Source organism: Campylobacter iguaniorum (genome assembly GCF_000736415.1).
In the GTDB taxonomy this organism is placed as follows: Bacteria; Campylobacterota; Campylobacteria; order Campylobacterales; family Campylobacteraceae; genus Campylobacter; species Campylobacter iguaniorum.
On the sequence record NZ_CP009043.1, the window covers coordinates 1,314,826 to 1,333,807 of the forward strand.

General features: G+C 37.0%; 11 protein-coding genes and 1 tRNA gene. 5 read left to right on the forward strand and 7 right to left on the reverse strand.

What is annotated here, in order from left to right; translation table 11 throughout:
* Nucleotides 1–124: 124 nt before the first annotated feature.
* Nucleotides 125–1,699: a phosphoenolpyruvate carboxykinase (ATP) gene (gene pckA, locus CIG1485E_RS06595; protein ID WP_144242191.1), complete on the forward strand. Its 1,575-nt coding sequence runs from the start codon at nucleotides 125–127 to the stop codon at nucleotides 1,697–1,699.
* A 95-nt stretch (nucleotides 1,700–1,794) separates the two neighbouring features.
* The gene (argH, locus tag CIG1485E_RS06600; protein ID WP_038454811.1) at nucleotides 1,795–3,186 is read left to right on the forward strand and encodes an argininosuccinate lyase; all 1,392 of its coding nucleotides are present in this window, start codon (nucleotides 1,795–1,797) and stop codon (nucleotides 3,184–3,186) included.
* On the opposite strand, the gene CIG1485E_RS06605 is transcribed toward argH, so the two are convergent.
* Nucleotides 3,174–3,443, reverse strand: a complete 270-nt coding sequence (locus CIG1485E_RS06605; protein ID WP_038454813.1) for a metal/formaldehyde-sensitive transcriptional repressor — start codon at nucleotides 3,441–3,443, stop codon at nucleotides 3,174–3,176. The two genes, argH and CIG1485E_RS06605, sit on opposite strands and share 13 nt — an antisense overlap.
* Nucleotides 3,444–3,513: 70 nt before the next feature.
* Between CIG1485E_RS06605 and dmeF the strand changes: the two genes are divergently transcribed.
* From dmeF to feoB, 3 genes are all read left to right on the forward strand, one after another.
* Nucleotides 3,514–4,425, forward strand: coding sequence for a CDF family Co(II)/Ni(II) efflux transporter DmeF (gene dmeF / locus CIG1485E_RS06610; protein ID WP_038454815.1), 912 nt, complete (start codon nucleotides 3,514–3,516; stop codon nucleotides 4,423–4,425).
* An 81-nt stretch (nucleotides 4,426–4,506) separates the two neighbouring features.
* Nucleotides 4,507–4,737 (forward strand): FeoA family protein, encoded by a 231-nt coding sequence (locus tag CIG1485E_RS06615; protein ID WP_038454817.1) that lies wholly within the window; start codon nucleotides 4,507–4,509, stop codon nucleotides 4,735–4,737.
* Nucleotides 4,734–6,845 (forward strand): ferrous iron transport protein B, encoded by a 2,112-nt coding sequence (gene feoB / locus CIG1485E_RS06620; RefSeq protein WP_038454819.1) that lies wholly within the window; start codon nucleotides 4,734–4,736, stop codon nucleotides 6,843–6,845. The genes CIG1485E_RS06615 and feoB overlap by 4 nt, the downstream gene beginning before the upstream one ends.
* A gap of 89 nt (nucleotides 6,846–6,934) precedes the next feature.
* On the opposite strand, the gene CIG1485E_RS06625 is transcribed toward feoB, so the two are convergent.
* The 6 genes from CIG1485E_RS06625 to rpoB form a co-directional block, all read right to left on the reverse strand.
* Nucleotides 6,935–7,011, reverse strand: a tRNA-Arg gene (locus tag CIG1485E_RS06625).
* 74 nt (nucleotides 7,012–7,085) lie between these two features.
* Entirely contained in the window at nucleotides 7,086–9,161 is a 2,076-nt protein-coding gene (fusA, locus tag CIG1485E_RS06630; RefSeq protein ID WP_038454820.1) for an elongation factor G, read from the reverse strand.
* Nucleotides 9,162–9,173: 12 nt separating this feature from the next.
* Entirely contained in the window at nucleotides 9,174–9,644 is a 471-nt protein-coding gene (rpsG, locus tag CIG1485E_RS06635) for a 30S ribosomal protein S7 (protein WP_038454822.1), read from the reverse strand.
* A 66-nt stretch (nucleotides 9,645–9,710) separates the two neighbouring features.
* A complete protein-coding gene (gene rpsL, locus CIG1485E_RS06640) occupies nucleotides 9,711–10,094 on the reverse strand; it encodes a 30S ribosomal protein S12 (RefSeq protein ID WP_002850111.1) in 384 nt (127 codons plus the stop codon).
* Nucleotides 10,095–10,266: 172 nt separating this feature from the next.
* The gene (rpoC, locus tag CIG1485E_RS06645; RefSeq protein WP_038454824.1) at nucleotides 10,267–14,784 is read right to left on the reverse strand and encodes a DNA-directed RNA polymerase subunit beta'; all 4,518 of its coding nucleotides are present in this window, start codon (nucleotides 14,782–14,784) and stop codon (nucleotides 10,267–10,269) included.
* The gene (gene rpoB / locus CIG1485E_RS06650; protein ID WP_038454826.1) at nucleotides 14,777–18,916 is read right to left on the reverse strand and encodes a DNA-directed RNA polymerase subunit beta; all 4,140 of its coding nucleotides are present in this window, start codon (nucleotides 18,914–18,916) and stop codon (nucleotides 14,777–14,779) included. Before rpoB ends, rpoC begins: the two co-directional genes overlap by 8 nt.
* Nucleotides 18,917–18,982 lie beyond the last annotated feature (66 nt).

Genomic DNA, 18,982 nt, shown 5'->3' on the forward strand with positions numbered 1-18,982 from the left:
TAGGTATGGATAATTTTTCTTATCCAAAATTGAAATTTATTATCCAAAATATACGAATATTAAGCAAAGAATTATTAAAATTTGAATAAACTTCAATAAAGATTTTTACAAGAGGTATAAAATGATTCAAGAGCTAGATAAATTAGGACTAAGTGATATTAAAGAAATATATTATAATTTAAGTTATGACGAACTTTTTGAACATGAAAAAAACAATCAAGAAGGCTATATAACGGACAACGGCACATTTGGTGTAGATACTGGTATTTTTACTGGTAGAAGCCCTAAAGATAAGTACTTTGTCAAACAAGATCCAAGCCAAAAACATATAGCTTGGGGCAAAGTAAACAAACCAATCAAAAAAGAAACATTCGACAAACTTCTGGCAAAAGCAAAAAAACAACTCAGTGGCAAAAATATCTACATTCAAGACGTATATTGTGGCTCTAGCTTAGCTAGCAGAAAAAGCGTTAGATTCGTTACTGAAGTGGCATGGCAAGCACATTTTGTCAAAAATATGTTTATCCGCCCAAGCGATGAAGAATTAAAGACATTTAAACCTGACTTTGTCGTATATAATGCTTGCAAATGCGTCAATGAAGATTACAAAGCTGACGGGCTAAACTCTGATGTATTTGTTTTATTTAATATAGAAGAAAATATCTCAGTTATCGGCGGCACTTGGTATGGCGGCGAGATGAAAAAAGGTATATTTTCTATGATGAACTACTGGCTTCCACTAGAAAATAAACTCTCTATGCACTGCTCTGCAAATGTTGGTAAAAACGGCGATACGGCACTGTTTTTTGGACTATCTGGCACAGGCAAGACTACACTTTCAACAGATCCAAACAGAGCTTTAATCGGTGATGACGAACATGGCTGGGATGATGAGGGCGTGTTTAACTTTGAAGGTGGTTGCTACGCAAAATGTATAAATTTAGACCCAAAAAGTGAGCCTGAAATTTATGGAGCTATTAAAAGAAATGCACTTTTAGAGAATGTATGTTGTAATGATTGTGGTTGCGTCGATTACAGCGACGATAGCAAAACAGAAAACACAAGAGTAAGCTATCCGATCGAACACATAGAAAATCACGAACCAAGCCTAAAAGCTGGTCATCCTAAAAACATAATCTTCCTAACAGCAGATGCATTTGGTATTCTTCCTCCAGTTAGCAAACTTACAAAAGAACAAGCAATGTACTATTTCCTAAGTGGCTACACAGCAAAAGTAGCTGGCACTGAGCGTGGTATCACTGAGCCTCAAGCTACGTTTTCTGCTTGTTTTGGAGAGCCATTTATGCCACTTCACCCAACAGTTTACGCAAGACTTCTAGGCGAAAAAATCGACAAACACGGCGTAAATGTATATCTAGTAAACACAGGCTGGAGCGGTGGTGCTTATGGTGTAGGTAAAAGAATGAGTATCAAAGCAACTCGTGCTTGTATCAACGCAATACTTGATGGTAGCATCACAAAATGCGAATTTGAAAACTTTGATAAATTTAACCTTGCGATTCCAAAAGCTCTCGATGGCGTAGAGACAAACCTGCTAAATCCAATCAACACTTGGACTAGCAAAGATGAATATATAAGCTCTAGAGATAAACTTGCTGCTATGTTCGTCGAAAACTTCAAAAGATATGAAGATGTAGCTGAAGGCGTTACTTTCGCAAAAGCTGGACCAAATTTATAATACAACTCTTGGGGCTTAAAAGCCCCTTTTTTTAAATCACCTTTTACAAAAATAATGTTAAAATAATCCAAATTTACGACTTACAAAGGACAACTATGCAAAAAATGTGGCAAGGACGCTTTAGCGCAGATAGTAGCGAGCTTTTGGAGGCTTTTAATGCTTCTATTGAATTTGATAAAGAGCTTTACAGGCAAGATATCGCAGGTAGCAAAGCCCATGCCACAATGCTTGGAAACTCAGGTATTTTAGACAAAGAGCAAAGCAAAGAGATCATTCGCGGGCTGGATTTGGTCAAAGAAGAGATAGAATCTGGTAAATTTGAGTTCAGAACAGAAGATGAAGATATACATATGTCTGTAGAAAAAAGGCTATCTCAGATCATAGGCAAAGAACTTGGCGGTAAGCTTCACACCGCAAGAAGTAGAAACGACCAAGTAGCACTTGATTTTAGATTATTTTGCCAAGATGAAACCAAGAGCATAGCAAATTTGGTGCTAAATTTGATCCAAACCCTAAATAATATTGCCAAATCTCACAAAGATACGCTTATGCCTGGATTTACTCACCTCCAACACGCCCAACCAGTCAGCCTTAGCTATCACATGCTAGCTTACGCTTTTATGTTTAAAAGAGATTTCGAAAGACTGCTCTCAAGCCATGCTAGAAACAACCTTTGTCCGCTTGGAAGTGCAGCTCTAGCTGGAACTCCACACAATATAAACAGAAACGAAGTCGCTGCGGCTCTTGGTTTTGATGGTATAACCCAAAACGCAATGGATAGCGTCAGCGATAGGGATTTTGCTTTGGAGCTGCTTTTTAATATCAGTTTGATTTTTACCCACGCTTCAAGACTTTGCGAGGAGCTGATTTTATGGAGTTCTAGCGAATTTAAATACATAAATATAAGCGATACATTTAGCACAGGCTCAAGCATAATGCCTCAAAAGAAAAATCCAGATGTAGCTGAGCTTATTCGTGGCAAAACTGGTAGAGTTTATGGCAATCTTATGGGACTTTTGACCGTGATGAAAGGCATTCCGCTAGCTTACAATAAAGATATGCAAGAGGATAAAGAGGGTGTTTTTGATAGCGTTAAGGCTGCTAAAACTTCACTTGTCATACTATCTGAAATGCTAAAAACAACTGAATTTTTAGAAAAAAATATGCTAAAAGCTTGTCAAAGCGGACATCTCAGCGCTACTGATTTGGCTGATTATCTTGTGCGTGAGCAAAACGTGCCATTTCGTGAAGCTCACTTCATTACAGGTAGATGCGTAGCTATGGCTGAGAGCCTCGGCAAAGATATAAGCGAACTTAACCTAGAAGAGCTTCAAAGCGTCGATAAGGATATTAAAGCCGACGCTCTTGAAGTGCTAAAACTAGTAAATTCAAAAGAGGCCAGAAAATCTCTTGGCGGCACAAGTAACCAAAGCGTAGAAATCCAGCTGGGTCAGATAGAAGAATTTTTGCAAACTCATTTAAAATAACTTTTCAAAAGAGATGTGAGATTTGCTATCTCTTCATCTCTTTGCTCGTTTGTCGCACTATTTCCTAAATGTTCCTTGATATGTCCGTCTAAAACTTCACCCATCAAAGATGTGGTTGCTCCACGCACAGCACTGATTTGTTGAAGCACTTTAAAGCAATCCTTTTCGTCTTCTAAAGCCCTTATAATCGCTTCTACTTGACCTTTTATCTTTTTAGTTCTTAATAAAAGCTTCTCTTTATTTGCCACTGTATGCATAGAAATCCTTTCAGTAATTTTTAATATATACTAGGGTATAGTATCAAAATAAATTTAAAAAGGAGATTAAATGAATTCACAAACACTACTAAAAAATAGAACTTATAACCACAATTTTCATAGCCCAAATAATCTAGCCAAAAAAGGCACTTTGCAAGCCATGATCTTCACTCTTATCATGATGATAGTTGAGATAATTGGCGGAATGTATTATGGCTCTATGGCGCTTTTAGCCGACGGCTGGCATATGAGCTCTCACGCTCTAGCTCTTGGACTTGCATTTTTTGCTTACGCTATGGCAAACAAATATGCAAATGATGTTAAATTTAACTTTGGAACGTTTAAAATAGAGATTTTAGCAGCTTTTACAAGTGCTATTTTTCTTTTAGGAATTGCTTTTTTTATGATTTATGAATCTATTTCTAGGCTGATAAATCCCACAATCATAGCGTATAAAGAAGCAATAATAATAGCTTTGATTGGTTTAGTTGTAAATTTAATATGCGCCTATTTGCTACGTGGCGAGCATTCCCACGACCACACGCATGAGCATTCGCACCCAAACGACCTAAACCTAAAAGCAGCTTATATTCACGTAATCACCGATGCGATGACTTCAGTTTTTGCTATCATAGCCTTGATTGCAGGTTTAGTATTTGGTGCGACTTGGCTTGATCCATTGATGGGAATAGTCGGCTCTATTTTGATATTTATATGGGCTGTTTCTTTGATAAAACGCTCGTCAAAAATCCTCCTTGATGCAAATATGAATGATGAGATCGTAAACGAAGTCTTAGAAATCTTAACTAGCAAAAAATACAACAACTTAAATTTAGAAGACTTGCATATACTTCAAGTTGCTGGCGATAAATATGCTTGCATAATTTCTGTTAGCAGCGACGAGCTTGTCGATATAAAAGAGATTAAAAACGATCTTTTAATCCACGAAGAACTTGTTCATATAATTATCGAAGTTAAGTAATCAAATTTTAGGTGGTATTATACTTTTTGTTAAGTCGATTTTAGGTACAATTATCAAATTAAAAATTTTTAAGGATTAAGGGTGAATCTCACAGAGCTAGATAAAGATCAAAAAGCCATACTTAAAAGTATAGATGGCGAGCAATCTACCAAAAGAAGACTTAGGTCTTTTGGGCTTGATGTAGGATCTCAAATTCAAATAAAACAAAAAAGTATATCCGACCTAAATATAGAACTCTCAAGCGAATTTGGACTAATTGCTTTAAGAAAAGAAGAAGCACAAATGATAGAATGCGAACCAATCAAACAATGAAGCAAGAATTTATAATAGCCTTAGTCGGCCAACCAAATGTCGGAAAGAGTCAGCTCCTAAATGCGATAAGTGGAGCAAATCCAAAGATAGGCAATTTCGCTGGAGTAACAGTAGAAAAGTATGAAGCAAGCCTTATAAAAGATGATTATGTACTTCATTTTGTGGATCTTCCTGGACTTTATAGTTTTGATGATTTTTCCAAAGATGAGACCGTCACGAAGGAATTCTTGCTTCACAATAACTACGATTTGATACTAAATGTCGTGGATTCTACAAACTTAGAAAGAAATCTTTTTTTGACTGCTGAGATGATGGCAATGGGTAAAAAAATGGTCGTCGCTCTAAATATGGATGATGAAGCTAAAAAAGAAGGCATCGAAATAGACGCAAATCATCTAAGCTCTATATTGAATATCCCAACGATAAGAATTTCATCAGTCAAAAAGACAAATTTATCAAATTTGATTGATGAAATGATAAAAGTATTGGTAAGCCCATACACGCCAAATAAGCTCAAATTTAGCGATTCAATCGAGGAAGAGCTGATATATCTAGCAAACCAAATAGACAAAGTTGGCTTTAAACAAAACGGTATTTGCTCAAGACAGGCTGCTATACTTTTTTTACTTGAAGATAAGAAGTTTTACGACCTTTCACACAAAAATCCAAAAATGGTGTTTTTGATACCTGAGATCAACAAGGTATTTGAAAATCTAAAGAAAAAAACGCTTGATAACTCTATAGAAGATACTATAATCGACGAATACCATTCATTTGCCAAAGGCGCGGCATTCGAAACTCAAAAGATCACTAGCTCCAAAACAACAAGTCTAACCAAAAAAATCGATAGCATTTTGATACATAAAATTTTTGGTTTGCCTATATTTTTATTTTTTATGTGGATACTCTTTCAAGCCACCTTTACCTTTGGCGAAATCCCGATGCAATACATCGAAATGGCGTTTGCTTGGCTTGGAGATAGCGTGGCAGCGAATCTAAACGATGATATGCTAAAATCAATCATAGTAGATGGAATCATAGCTGGCGTGGGAACTGTTGTGCTGTTTTTGCCAAATATCATCATACTTTTTTTGGGTATTGCGTTGCTTGAAACGACTGGTTATATGGCTAGAGTTGCGTTTTTACTCGATGGATTTTTCCATAAATTTGGACTTCATGGCAAAAGCTTCATTCCGTTAGTTACTGGATTTGGCTGTTCGATACCTGCATATATGGCGGCAAGAACGCTAAAAAGCCAAAAAGACAGGCTGCTTACTATGTTTATCATAGGATTTATGAGCTGTGGGGCTAGACTTCCAGTGTACGTGCTGTTTGCTGGGGCTTTTTTCAAACCAGAAAATGCTGGAAATGTGCTGTTTTTTATCTATATTTCTGGAGTAATTCTTGGGCTGATGGCTGCAAAAATTTTAAGGATTTTTGTGTTTAAAGGCGGAGATGAGCCGTTTGTCATGGAGATGCCAAAATACCGCTTGCCAAGTCTAAAGCTGATTTGGTTTACAATATACTCAAAATCTTTAATGTATCTTAAAAAAGCTGGAACATTTATCTTGGCTGCTTCTATTTTGGTCTGGTTTGTTAGCACTTTTCCAAAAAACGAGCAAATTTCACAAAGCTATGATAGTCAAATTGAGTTAGCTCAAAATGATACTCAAAAACTAGAATTAGAAAACCTAAAACAACAAGAACTCATGGAAAATACATATCTTGGAATGTTTGGCAAGGCTATTGAGCCACTTTTTGCACCACTTGGATTTAACTGGAAAATGTCTGTAGCTACAGTAAGTGGCCTAGCAGCAAAAGAGGTCATAGTATCTACTCTTGGTGTGCTTTATTCACTTGGTGGAGATGTCACAGAAGATAGCACAACTCTTCAAGAAACATTAGCCAAAAACATTTCATTTGCTTCTGCTATGGCTTTTGTAGTGTTTGTGATGGTCTATCTCCCATGTCTTGCTGCAACTAGCGTATTTTCAAAAGAAGCAGAAAGTAAAAAATATACTTTTTATCTTATAGCCTTTACTTTTGCAACAGCATGGATTTTGGCATTTTTGACTTATAATATTATAAATATTTTGGGGATTAATTAAATTTAGTGTGAGCCCCACGCTAAATTTAATCCCTATCTTAGGCAAGAAAATAAATTAAATTTGATATACAAAGACGATCAATAAATAAGTGGTGTCCCCAGCGAGATTCGAACTCACGGCCTCAGAATTAGGAATTCTGCGCTCTATCCAGCTGAGCTATGAGGACAATGCAAATTTAAGATGAAAAACCGCTCAAGAACTGAGCGGTTATAAAATAAGCTTTAGAAGTTATTTTGGTTATTAGCCATTTCTCTTTTTAATGATCTCTTCAGATACATTTTTAGGAACTTCTTCATAGTGATCAAATTCCATAGAGTAAGTAGCACGGCCTTGAGTTTGGCTTCTAAGGTCAGTTGAATATCCAAACATTTCAGCCAGTGGGCAGAATGCTGTAATGATCTTATTTCCAGCTCTTTCGTCCATTGAGTTGATTTGTCCACGGCGTTTGTTAAGGTCGCCGATAACATCACCCATGTACTCTTCTGGAGTTTCAACTTCGACTTTCATCATAGGCTCTAGGATTACAGCGCCAGCCTTTCTAGCACCCTCCTTAAAGCCCATTGAAGCAGCTAGTTTAAATGCCATTTCAGATGAGTCAACTTCGTGGTAGCTACCATCAAAAAGTGTAACTTTAACATCTTCAACAGGATAGCCAGCAAGAACACCGTTTTGTAGTGCTTCTTGACAACCTTTTTCAACAGCTGGGATGTATTCTCTAGGAACAACACCACCTTTGATATCATTAACGAACTCAAATCCGCCACCTGGCTCAAGTGGCTCAAGACGCAAGTATACGTGACCGTATTGACCACGACCACCTGATTGTTTAGCGTATTTATACTCTTGCTCGATAGATTTTTTGATAGTTTCACGGTAAGCAACTTGAGGTTGACCTACTTCAGCTTCTACTTTAAACTCTCTTAGCATACGATCTACAATGATCTCAAGGTGAAGCTCACCCATACCAGAAATGATAGTTTGACCGCTTTCTTCATCAGTGCTAACTTTGAAAGATGGATCTTCTTGAGCTAGTTTTTGAAGTGCTATACCCATTTTTTCTTGATCAGCTTTAGTTTTTGGCTCAACTGCAACGCTGATAACTGGATCTGGGAAGTCCATTCTCTCTAGTATAACTTGATCTTTTTCACCAGTTAAAGTATCACCAGTCACAGTGTCTTTTAGACCTACAACAGCACCGATCTCGCCAGCGTAAAGAACTTTTGTCTCTTCTCTTTTATTTGAGTGCATTCTAAGAAGTCTTCCGATACGCTCTTTTTTACCTTTTACAGTGTTATAAGCATAGCTTCCGCTTTCTAATTGACCACGGTAAACTCTAACGAAAGTTAGCTGTCCAACAAATGGGTCAGTCATGATTTTAAATGCAAGACCAGCAAATTCGCCTTCATCAGTACTATCTACAGTTACTTCTGTGCCATCTTCATATTCACCTTTTATAGCTGCAACTTCATCTGGAGCTGGAAGGAAACTACAAACAGCATCAAGAAGTGGTTGAACGCCTTTATTTTTAAACGCAGTACCACAAAGCATAGGTATCATAGTCATAGAAAGACATCCTGCTTTTATACCAGCTCTTATCTCTTCGTTGCTTAGCTCTTCGCCGCCAAAGTATTTTTCCATTAAAACATCATTAGTTTCAGCAACTGCTTCAACCATTTTTGCTCTGTATTCTTCAGCTTTTTCTTTTAGCTCAGCTGGGATTTCTTTAACTGCATAATCAGTTGGTTTGCTCTCATCCTCCCAAACAAGTGCTTTCATTTCGATAAGATCGATCACACCTTTGAAGTTGTCTTCTGCGCCGATTGGAATTTGGATTGGAACTGGATTAGCTTTTAATCTGTTTTTGATTTGTGCTTCAACATTAAAGAAGTTAGCACCAACTCTATCCATTTTATTTACAAATACCATTCTTGGAACGCGGTATTTATTTGCTTGTCTCCAAACAGTCTCAGATTGTGGTTGAACACCACCAACAGCACAAAATACTGCAACAGCACCGTCAAGTACACGCATAGAACGCTCAACTTCAATAGTAAAGTCAACGTGTCCTGGAGTGTCTATAAGGTTAATTTGATGGTCTTTCCAAAAACAAGTTGTAGCAGCAGAAGTAATAGTAATACCTCTTTCTTTTTCTTGTTCCATCCAGTCCATAGTAGCAGCACCATCGTGAACCTCACCTATTTTGTGGCTCATACCAGTAAAAAACAAAATTCTTTCTGAAGTTGTAGTTTTACCAGCATCGATGTGTGCAGCGATACCTATGTTTCTTACCATATGCAATGGGGTTTTTCTTGACATCTAGGCTCCTTATTACCAGCGATAATGAGCAAATGCTTTATTTGCCTCAGCCATTTTGTAAGTATCTTCTTTCTTCTTGAATGATGCACCTTTGCTATTTGCAGCATCTAGCAACTCAGCTGCTAGTTTTTCCATCATTGTTCTTTCGCTTCTTTTTCTAGCAAAGCCGATTATCCAGCGAATTGCAAGAGCTTGTTGGCGAGCTGGGCGAACCTCTACTGGAACTTGATATGTAGCACCACCAACGCGGCGTGACTTAACTTCCATGATAGGTTTTACATTGTCGATTGCATCATTGAATACATCGATACCTTTTAGTTCGCCACCTTTTGCGTCGATAGTTTTAAGAGCGCCATACATAATCTCAGTAGCTACGCTTTTTTTACCATCGTACATAAGTGAATTAATAAATTTAGTTATTATTTTGTTGCCATAAATTGGATCAGGCATTACTTCCCTAACAGGGGCTTTTCTTCTTCTCATAACTTTCCTTCAAATTTAAATTTTACTCAAACTTAACTAAAACAACGAGTTAGTCTGTGCGAATTCTTACTTCTTAGCATCTTTAGGGCGTTTAGCACCGTATTTAGATCTAGAAACTGTTCTTTTTGCAACACCAGCTGTATCAAGCGCACCACGAACGATGTGATACTTAACACCTGGTAAGTCTTTTACCCTACCGCCACGAACTAGCACGATGCTGTGTTCTTGTAGGTTGTGGCCTTCACCGCCGATATAGCTGATGACTTCAAATCCACTTGTTAGCCTTACTTTGGCAACTTTTCTCAAAGCTGAGTTTGGTTTTTTAGGAGTTGTAGTATAAACCCTAGTACAAACACCTCTTCTTTGAGGACACTCTTTCAACGCTGGTGATTTTGATTTTACGATCACTTTTTTGCGTTCTTTTCTGACCAATTGATTAATGGTTGGCACAATAATTCCTTTCAACTAAATTTATTAAAAAGAGCTTATTTTACTAAAAAGTATCTTAAAAGTGAATGAATTTGAAAAGTATGCCTAAAATAGAATATTTTAAGGATATAAAATAAAAGATAAAGTAAATTTGTGGTGCAAATTTACACCACAAATTTTATTAATTCAAGTTTTAGTTAGTTTTGATTTTGACTTTTTTGTCTTGATAAAGTCCAGTACCAACTGGTATCATACGACCTAAAATAACGTTTTCTTTTAAGTCTTCAAGGTAGTCAAATTTAGCCCCGATACTTGCTTCGGTTAAGACTTTTGTAGTCTCTTGGAATGATGCAGCTGAGATAACACTATCACTACCGATCGCCGCTCTTGTAACACCAAGCAATACTGGCTCAGCGATCGCTGGCTCGCCACCCATTTTCATGATGCGTTCATTTTCTTCTTTAAATTTACGTCTACTTACCATGTCGCCTACGATAAATTTAGTATGACCACTATCTACTATTTTAACTTGTCTTAGCATTTGAGAAACGATAATTTCAATGTGTTTATCACTGATCGCAACACCTTGTGAGCGATAAACTTGTTGAATCTCACTAATCAAATAATAGTGAAGTGCCTTTTCTCCAAGTATTCTAAGCACATCATGGCTACTTACTAGTCCATCAGTTAGCTTCTCGCCAGCGTGGACAAACTCGCCATCTCTTACTTGAATTTGACGTGATTTGTCGATCAAATACTCAGTCGTAGATCCATCTTCAGACATGATAATCAAACGCTCTTTTGAACGTAAAGGTTTATCAAATTTAACAACACCGTCAATCTCAGCTATGATAGCTGTATTTTTAGGGCGTCTTGCTTCAAATAGCTCAGATACTCTTGGAAGACCTCCGGTGATATCTTTTGATTTCGCGACGGCTTTTGGAGTCTTAGCTAAAGTATCAGCTTGCTCTACACTTTGACCGTCTTTTACAAATATCGCTGTTTTTGGCTCAAGTTGATAACGAATGAGTCTTCCACTTGCTGTAGATATCGTAATAGTTGGTTTTACGCCACTTGGCAAGTACTCATTGATAACTAGACGGCTCTCACCTGTTGTCTCATCGTATTGCTCTGCTGCGCTGTATCCTGGCTCGATATCCTCATAGGCGACCACACCGCCCTCTTCAGCGATAACTGGAGTTGAATATGGATCCCACTCAGCAATGATAAGTTTTTCATCGCTTTGAGGTTTTACTATGATGTCTTTTGATTCTACGCTTTGGCTATCATCAAATTCTATCACACTGCCTCTTGGGATATAGTGACGAACTGCTTCTCTGTCATCATCATCAGCTACAACAACAAAAAGTCCTTTTTCGTTTACGATATGACCTTTTTTGACATCTCTGATTCTTTCTAGATAATCACCTTTTAAGATGTAAAATTTAAGCATACCTTTTGCGCCAGCTACTATGGTTTGAGTTACAGGATCGCCGTCAGCTACTTTTACTTCACTAGCAAATGGGATACGATTTGGAATATTCCAACCCTCTTTGATAACTTCAACGATACTTTCGTTTTCTTTTACCATATCGCCTTTTGCGTAAGGGACATAGAATTTACCCTCAACCTTACCGCTAACACCAGCTAGTTCATTTGGTTTTGCAAGATCGTGTTTTCTTAATACATACTTAATCTCATCGGTTTTACTTTTTACAAAGATATTTACATCTTCGTGAGCGATTTCTATATCTATTTCACCGTCAAATGGAGCTTTTATCTTTGGTTCAACTAGCAAAATAGCAGCATTTCTACGGTTAATTACTATAGATTTGCCTTTATTTTCATAAGTTTTAAGATTATAATATCTTATGAAGCCCTCTTTTTGAGCTATAACTTGACGATCTTGTTGCTCTGTTGAAGCAGTACCACCGATGTGGAATGTTCTTAGAGTTAGCTGAGTTCCTGGCTCACCAATTGATTGAGCCGATATGATACCAACAGCCTCGCCTGGCTTAACAAGTTTGCCCTCACCAAGGTTGATACCATAGCATTTTGCACAAACTCCCTTACCAGCCTTACAAGTGATAGGAGTTCTGATGCTTACTGATTTTATACCAGCTTCGCTTATTGTCCTAGCCTTTGTCTCATCCATCAAGGTTCCCTCTGTAAAGAGGATTTCGTTTGTAATAGGATCGATTACATCATCGCTTAAAACTCTACCCAAAACTCTTTCTTCAAGGCTTTCGATCAACTCACCGTTTTCTGTAATCTCTGTGATTTCTACACCCTCGTGAGTGCCGCAATCATCCATAGTTACTTTAACATTTTGAGCTACGTCTATAAGCTTTCTAGTAAGATAACCAGCATTTGCTGTTTTAAGCGCGGTATCTGCTAGACCTTTTCTTGCACCATGCGTTGAGATGAAATACTCTAATACATTTAGTCCTTCGCGGAAATTTGATGTAATAGGAGTTTCGATAATCGAACCATCTGGTTTTGCCATAAGACCACGCATACCTGCAAGTTGGCGAATTTGAGCTGCACTACCACGAGCTCCTGAGTCTGCCATCATATAAATAGAGTTAAATCCATTTTTATCTGTTTTGATAAGCTTCATCATTTCAGCTGCAACTTTATTGTTTGTATCTGTCCAGATATCAACGATTTTGTTGTATCTTTCTGAATCAGTTAGCAAACCTGAACCATATTGATTTTGGATTTCACGAACTTTTTTCTTAGCCTCATCGACATAGCTATATTTGCTTTCTGGGATAATAATATCAGCTATTGATATACTAACACCAGCTTTTGTAGCATAGCGGAAACCAAGATTTTTAAGCTTATCCAAAAATCCAGCAGTTACTTCTAAACCACCATTTTTATAGACATAATCAACTAAATTTGCTATGTCTTTTTTCTTCATGATTTTATTCCACATATTTTCTGGAATAGAATTCTCTAAATTTGGAAGTATAGAGTTGATAATCAAACGTCCAGCAGTTGTAAATATTGTTCTATTTCCAACCATTGTTTTGATTTTTGCATGGATATCAAGGTAGTGAGCCTCAACTGCTATCATAACTTCATCAACACTAGCAAAGATTTTATTTGCACCAACTGCACCATCTTTTTCAAGGCTTAGATAATAAATTCCAAGAACCATATCTTGAGATGGAACTGTTACAGCCTTACCACTTGCTGGAAGCAAGATATTCATAGAGCTTAGCATAAGTATTTTGCACTCTGCAATGGCTTCTTGAGAAAGCGGAACGTGAACTGCCATTTGGTCGCCGTCGAAGTCCGCGTTGAACGCTGAACAAACAAGTGGGTGAAGTTGGATAGCTTTACCTTCTATTAGGACTGGGTGGAACGCTTGAATAGACATTTTGTGAAGTGTCGGCGCACGGTTAAGCATAACAGGATGATCTGCAACCACCTCTTCAAGGCACTCCCAAACTTCATTTGTCTTATCTTCGATCATCTTTTTAGCTTGTTTTACTGTTGTTGCGTAACCTTTTTCTTCAAGGCGAGCTAAAAGATGTGGTTTGAATAGCTCAAGAGCCATTTTTTTAGGAAGACCACATTGATCCATTCTAAGTTTTGGTCCAACAACAATAACGCTACGACCTGAAAAGTCAACACGCTTACCAAGCAAGTTTTGACGGAAACGACCTTGTTTACCTTTGATAATCTCACTAAGTGATTTTAGCGGACGTTTGTTTGCGCCTTTTACGGCATTTGCTCTACGGCCATTGTCAAATAAAGCATCAACTGCTTCTTGGAGCATTCTTTTTTCATTACGGATAATGATTTCTGGTGCGTCAAGCTCCATTAGTCTTTTAAGGCGTGCATTTCTATTTATAACACGGCGATACAAATCATTTACATCTGATACTGCAAATTTACCACCATCAAGACTAACAAGAGGTCTAAGATCTGGTGGCAATACAGGTAAATTTGTTATCATCATCCATTCAGGACGGTTGCCTGAATTTAAAAAGCTCTCTACGACTTTTAAGCGTTTTACGATAGTTTTTTTCTTAGCTTCACTATTTGTGCTTTCTATCTCTACTTTTAGTTGCTCAAGTATGCTAACTAAGTCTAAATTTGCAAGCATATCACGGATGACTTCGCCACCCATTCTAGCTCTAAATCCACTGTCGCTAAATTTTTGCTCTAATAATACATATTGCTCTTCATTTAAAACATCATAAAACTCAACTTTTTTGTTGTTTTCATTATCATAAGATGCGTCACCTGGATTTTCTACTATATATGCTTCATAGTAAAGTACGCGCTCTAAATCTTTCATCTTTATGCCAAGCAATGTTCCTATACGACTTGGAAGTGAGTTTACATACCAAATATGAGCCACTGGAGTTACAAGCTCAATGTGTCCCATACGTGAACGGCGGACTTTTGAAGTTGTTACTTCAACGCCACATTTTTCGCACTTAATGCCTTTATAACGCATTTTTTTGTATTTTCCGCAAAGGCACTCATAATCACGAATAGGTCCAAAAATTTTCGCACAAAACAGACCGTCACGCTCTGGTTTAAGCGTGCGGTAGTTGATAGTTTCTGGTTTTTTTACTTCGCCATGGCTCCATGCTTTTATACGCTCTGGACTAGCAAGTCTTAACTGAAACGCTTCAAAATCTCTTGGTTTTGCGTCTTCTTTTATTTCAATAGGTTTTAACTCACTCATTATTTTTATCCTCATCATAGATCTCTACATCAAGAGCTAGAGATTTTAGCTCGTTTGTAAGAACAAAGAATGTCTCAGGGATACCAGTGCTTGGCACATTTTCTCCTCTTGTTAGAGCTTTATAAGCTGCTAAACGACCTTCTACATCATCAGATTTTACTGTTAGCATCTCCCTTAGAGTATGAGCTGCACCATACGCCTCAAGAGCCCAAACTTCCATCTCTCCAAATCTTTGACCACCACTTAATGCTTTACCACCAACTGGTTGTTGAGTGACAAGTGAGTATGGTCCAGTGCTTCTTGCGTGAACTTTTTCATCAACTAAGTGGTGAAGTTTTAGCATATACATACATCCGACATGAACACGCTCTTGCATTTTTGAGCCAGTTTTACCGTCGTAAAGCTCAGTTTTACCGTCCATATCTATTTTAGCCATTTCAAATAGCTTTTTAAACTCATCAGCTTTTACACCCTCAAAAATCGGAGTTGCAAATCTAACACCATTACTCCAATCTCTTGCATAGCTTATAAGTTTTTCATCGTCTATTTTGTTTAAGATAGCTTTTGCGTCCATAAGCCTTGAAACATCCGCTATTTCTATCATTTTTGCTCTAAGATCTTTGATCCACTCTGCTTTTTTAGTGTCAAATATCTCTTGAATTTGCTCACCAAGTCTCATACCTACAACACCCAAGTGGCTTTCTAGAATTTGACCGATATTCATACGGCTTGGAACGCCTAGTGGGTTTAAGACAATATCCACTGTACGACCATTTGGCAAGTATGGCATATCAACATCTGGAACGATATTTGAGACAATACCTTTATTTCCGTGACGTCCAGCCATTTTATCTCCGACTTTTAGCTTACGTTTTGTTGCAATATAAACTTTTACAAGCTTTACAACTCCACTTGGCAAGATATCATCTTTTTCTAAAATTTCAAGCTTCGCATCATGCTCATCTTTTAGTTTTTTCTTCTCATTTTGGAAGTATGTTTTCATATCTTCATATCTTTTTTGGATATCTTTTGAGAAAGATTTAACATACGAATTTAGAGTAAATCTGTTTATATTTTCAAGGTCAGATTTTTTGATTATATCACCTTGTTTATATGTCACTTTTCCTATCTCTAGTTCGCTTTCTAGCTGATTTTTAGATAATAAAGCGGTAACCCTAAGCATCTCTTCGCGGTCAAGCATAAGAAGTCTATCATGATGCTCTTTTTCAAGCATGTTTTTCTCATACTCATAAGCTCTAAATGATCTAGCGTCTTTTTCATAACCTTTTTTAGTAAAGATCTTAACATCTATAACCACACCCTCAAGGCTGGCTCCAGCGTAAAGCGATTTATTTACCACGTGACCTGCTTTTTCGCCAAAAATAGCTCTAAGAAGCCTCTCTTCTGGAGTTGGTTTTACTTCACCTTTTGGTGAAACTTTACCAACTAAAATCATACCTGGTTTGATATAAGTTCCGATTTTGACTATACCACTCTCATCAAGATGAAGAAGCTCTTCTTCTTTCATATTTGGTATATCTCTAGTTATCTCTTCGACACCATCTTTTAGCTCTCTAGCTTCAATCTCTTTTTCATAGATATGAACGCTTGTGAAAGCATCTTGACGAATCATTCTTTCACTCATAACAATCGCATCTTCGTAGTTATAACCATTCCATGGCATAAATGCAATTAGAGCATTTTTACCAATTGCTAACTCGCCTTGTTCCATACTTGGACCGTCTGCTATGATTTGGTTAGCTTTTATCTCATCGCCTTTTTTTACGATTGGGTGTTGAGTAAATGTAGTATTTTGGTTTGTTCTTAGGTTTTTTTCCATAGAATATTGATCTATATATGGACCATTCTCATCTTCGCCTAAGATAAATACATTTTTACTATCAACTTTTTCAACTACGCCGCCACGTCTAGCTTTTATAGCTTCCCATGCATCTCTTGCAACAATAGCCTCCATACCAGTACCAACGATAGGGGCTGTTGCATTTAGAAGTGGGACTGCTTGACGTTGCATGTTTGAACCCATAAGTGCACGGTTCGCATCGTCGTGTTCAAGGAATGGGATAAGTGAAGCAGCCACACCCATAACCATACCGCTACAAAGGTCAATCAAGGTTACGTCTTCACGTTTAGCAAGAAGCATTTCTCCATCTTGTCTTACCTCTATCAAATCCTCTTTGATAACATCGTTTTCATCAAGTAAAGTAGAAGCAGGAGCTATGATATGACCCTCTTCTTGAGTTGCTGTTAGATAAACAATCTCGCTTGTTACCTTGCCTTCAACAACCTTTCTATATGGCGATTCAACAAAACCAAGATCATTAACTTTCGCATAAGTCGAAAGAGTGTTAATAAGACCGATGTTTTGACCTTCTGGAGTCTCAACTGGACAAATTCTACCATAGTGAGTTGGGTGAACGTCACGAACCTCAAATCCAGCTCTTTCTTTTACCAAGCCACCTTCACCAAGAGCAGAAAGACGACGTTTGTGAGTAACTTCACTAAGTGGGTTTGTTTGATCCATAAATTGACTAAGCTGACCGCTAGTAAAGAACTCCATGATGGTAGTTGTAATCATTTTTGGATTTACTAAATCATAAGGCATAATCTCATCTACATTGTTGCTAAGGCTAGTAAATTTATCTCTAATAGCTTTTTGCATTTTGACAAAACCAAGGTGTAATTCATTTGCCAAAAGCTCACCAATAGATCTAATACGGCGGTTACCAAGGTGATCTCTATCATCTATGTGACCTTGACCATTTTTTACTTTTATTAGGTATTTTGCAGTTTTTATAATATCTTCATTTGTAAGAGTTGTGACATATTCAGGAACGCTAAGACCGAGCTTGTGATTCATCTTCATACGACCAACTTTTGTTAGATCATATCTTTCTGGATTGAAGAATAGATCATTTACAAATGTTCTAGCAGCCTCTTTTACTACTGGTTCACCTGGACGCATTACTTTGTAAATTCTAATAGCGGCCAAGTCATTTTCATCTTCAAGATCTTCGGTTTGTTTTAATAATTTTAATGTTTCATAATCTTGCAAGAATGAATTTATAATAGCGTCATCCACGCCGTTTGCTAAGTCGTTTGCGATTTCTATAGAATCTTCTTGAGCAACTATTTTAGCAAGTTTATTCTCATCAAGTTGAGTTAATGTATCGTATAGAACTTCGCCGCTTTCTTTATCTATTATAGGATTTGCTAAATATCTACTTACCAAAATATCAACTGGATACTCAACCCATTGCAATCCATCTTCTATAAGTTTATCGGCTTTTTTCTTTGTTAATCTTTTGCCTGCTTGATGCAGTACATTTCCTGCTTCATCTTTGATATCATAATCTACTCTTCCCATAAAATCATCTGGATTAAATGGAGTTAGGAATTTATTATTTTTTATATGCAATGTTTGTATAGGATAGAAAAGCTTTACTATATCTTGTTTTTTATAACCCAATGCTCTAAATAAAATTGTAATAGGAACTTTTCTTCTTTTATTAATACGTACGTAAAGTACATCTTTTGTATCATACTCAAAATACAGCCAACTACCACGATCTGGTATGATTTGAGCTGTGTATATAAGTTTATTTACAACTGTTGGGCTTTCTTCTTCTTTAAAGATAACACCTGGGCTTCTGTGAAGTTGATTTACAACAACTCTTTCTACACCGTTTATAACAAATGAAATTCTATCAGTCATAAGCGGAATTTCACGTATAAAAATTTCTTGTTCTTTTATATCTTTTACGCCGACTTTTTCGCCAGTTTTTTCATCTCTATCGTGGACGATAAGCCTTATTTTCATTTTTAAATTTACAGAGTAAGTAAGACCTCTTTCCATACACTCTCTTACTGTGTATCTTGGCTTACTTATATCGCTACCAACGTATTCTAGCGTAAGTCTATTTTGAGGATCATGAATAGGGAATATAGACTTAAATACTTTTTCAATACCACTTTCAGTTTGTGAATTATCAAGATTTAAAAAATGATCAAAACTCTTTTTTTGTAATTGTAATAAATTTGGAACATCTATCTCTTTAGGAACATTTGAAAAATCAACTCTGAGACGATTTCCAGAATATAGGCTATTTAGCATTTGACTACCTCATGGAATAGTTTGAAAGAAAATAAAACCACAATGACGTGGTATAAGCAATTTAGG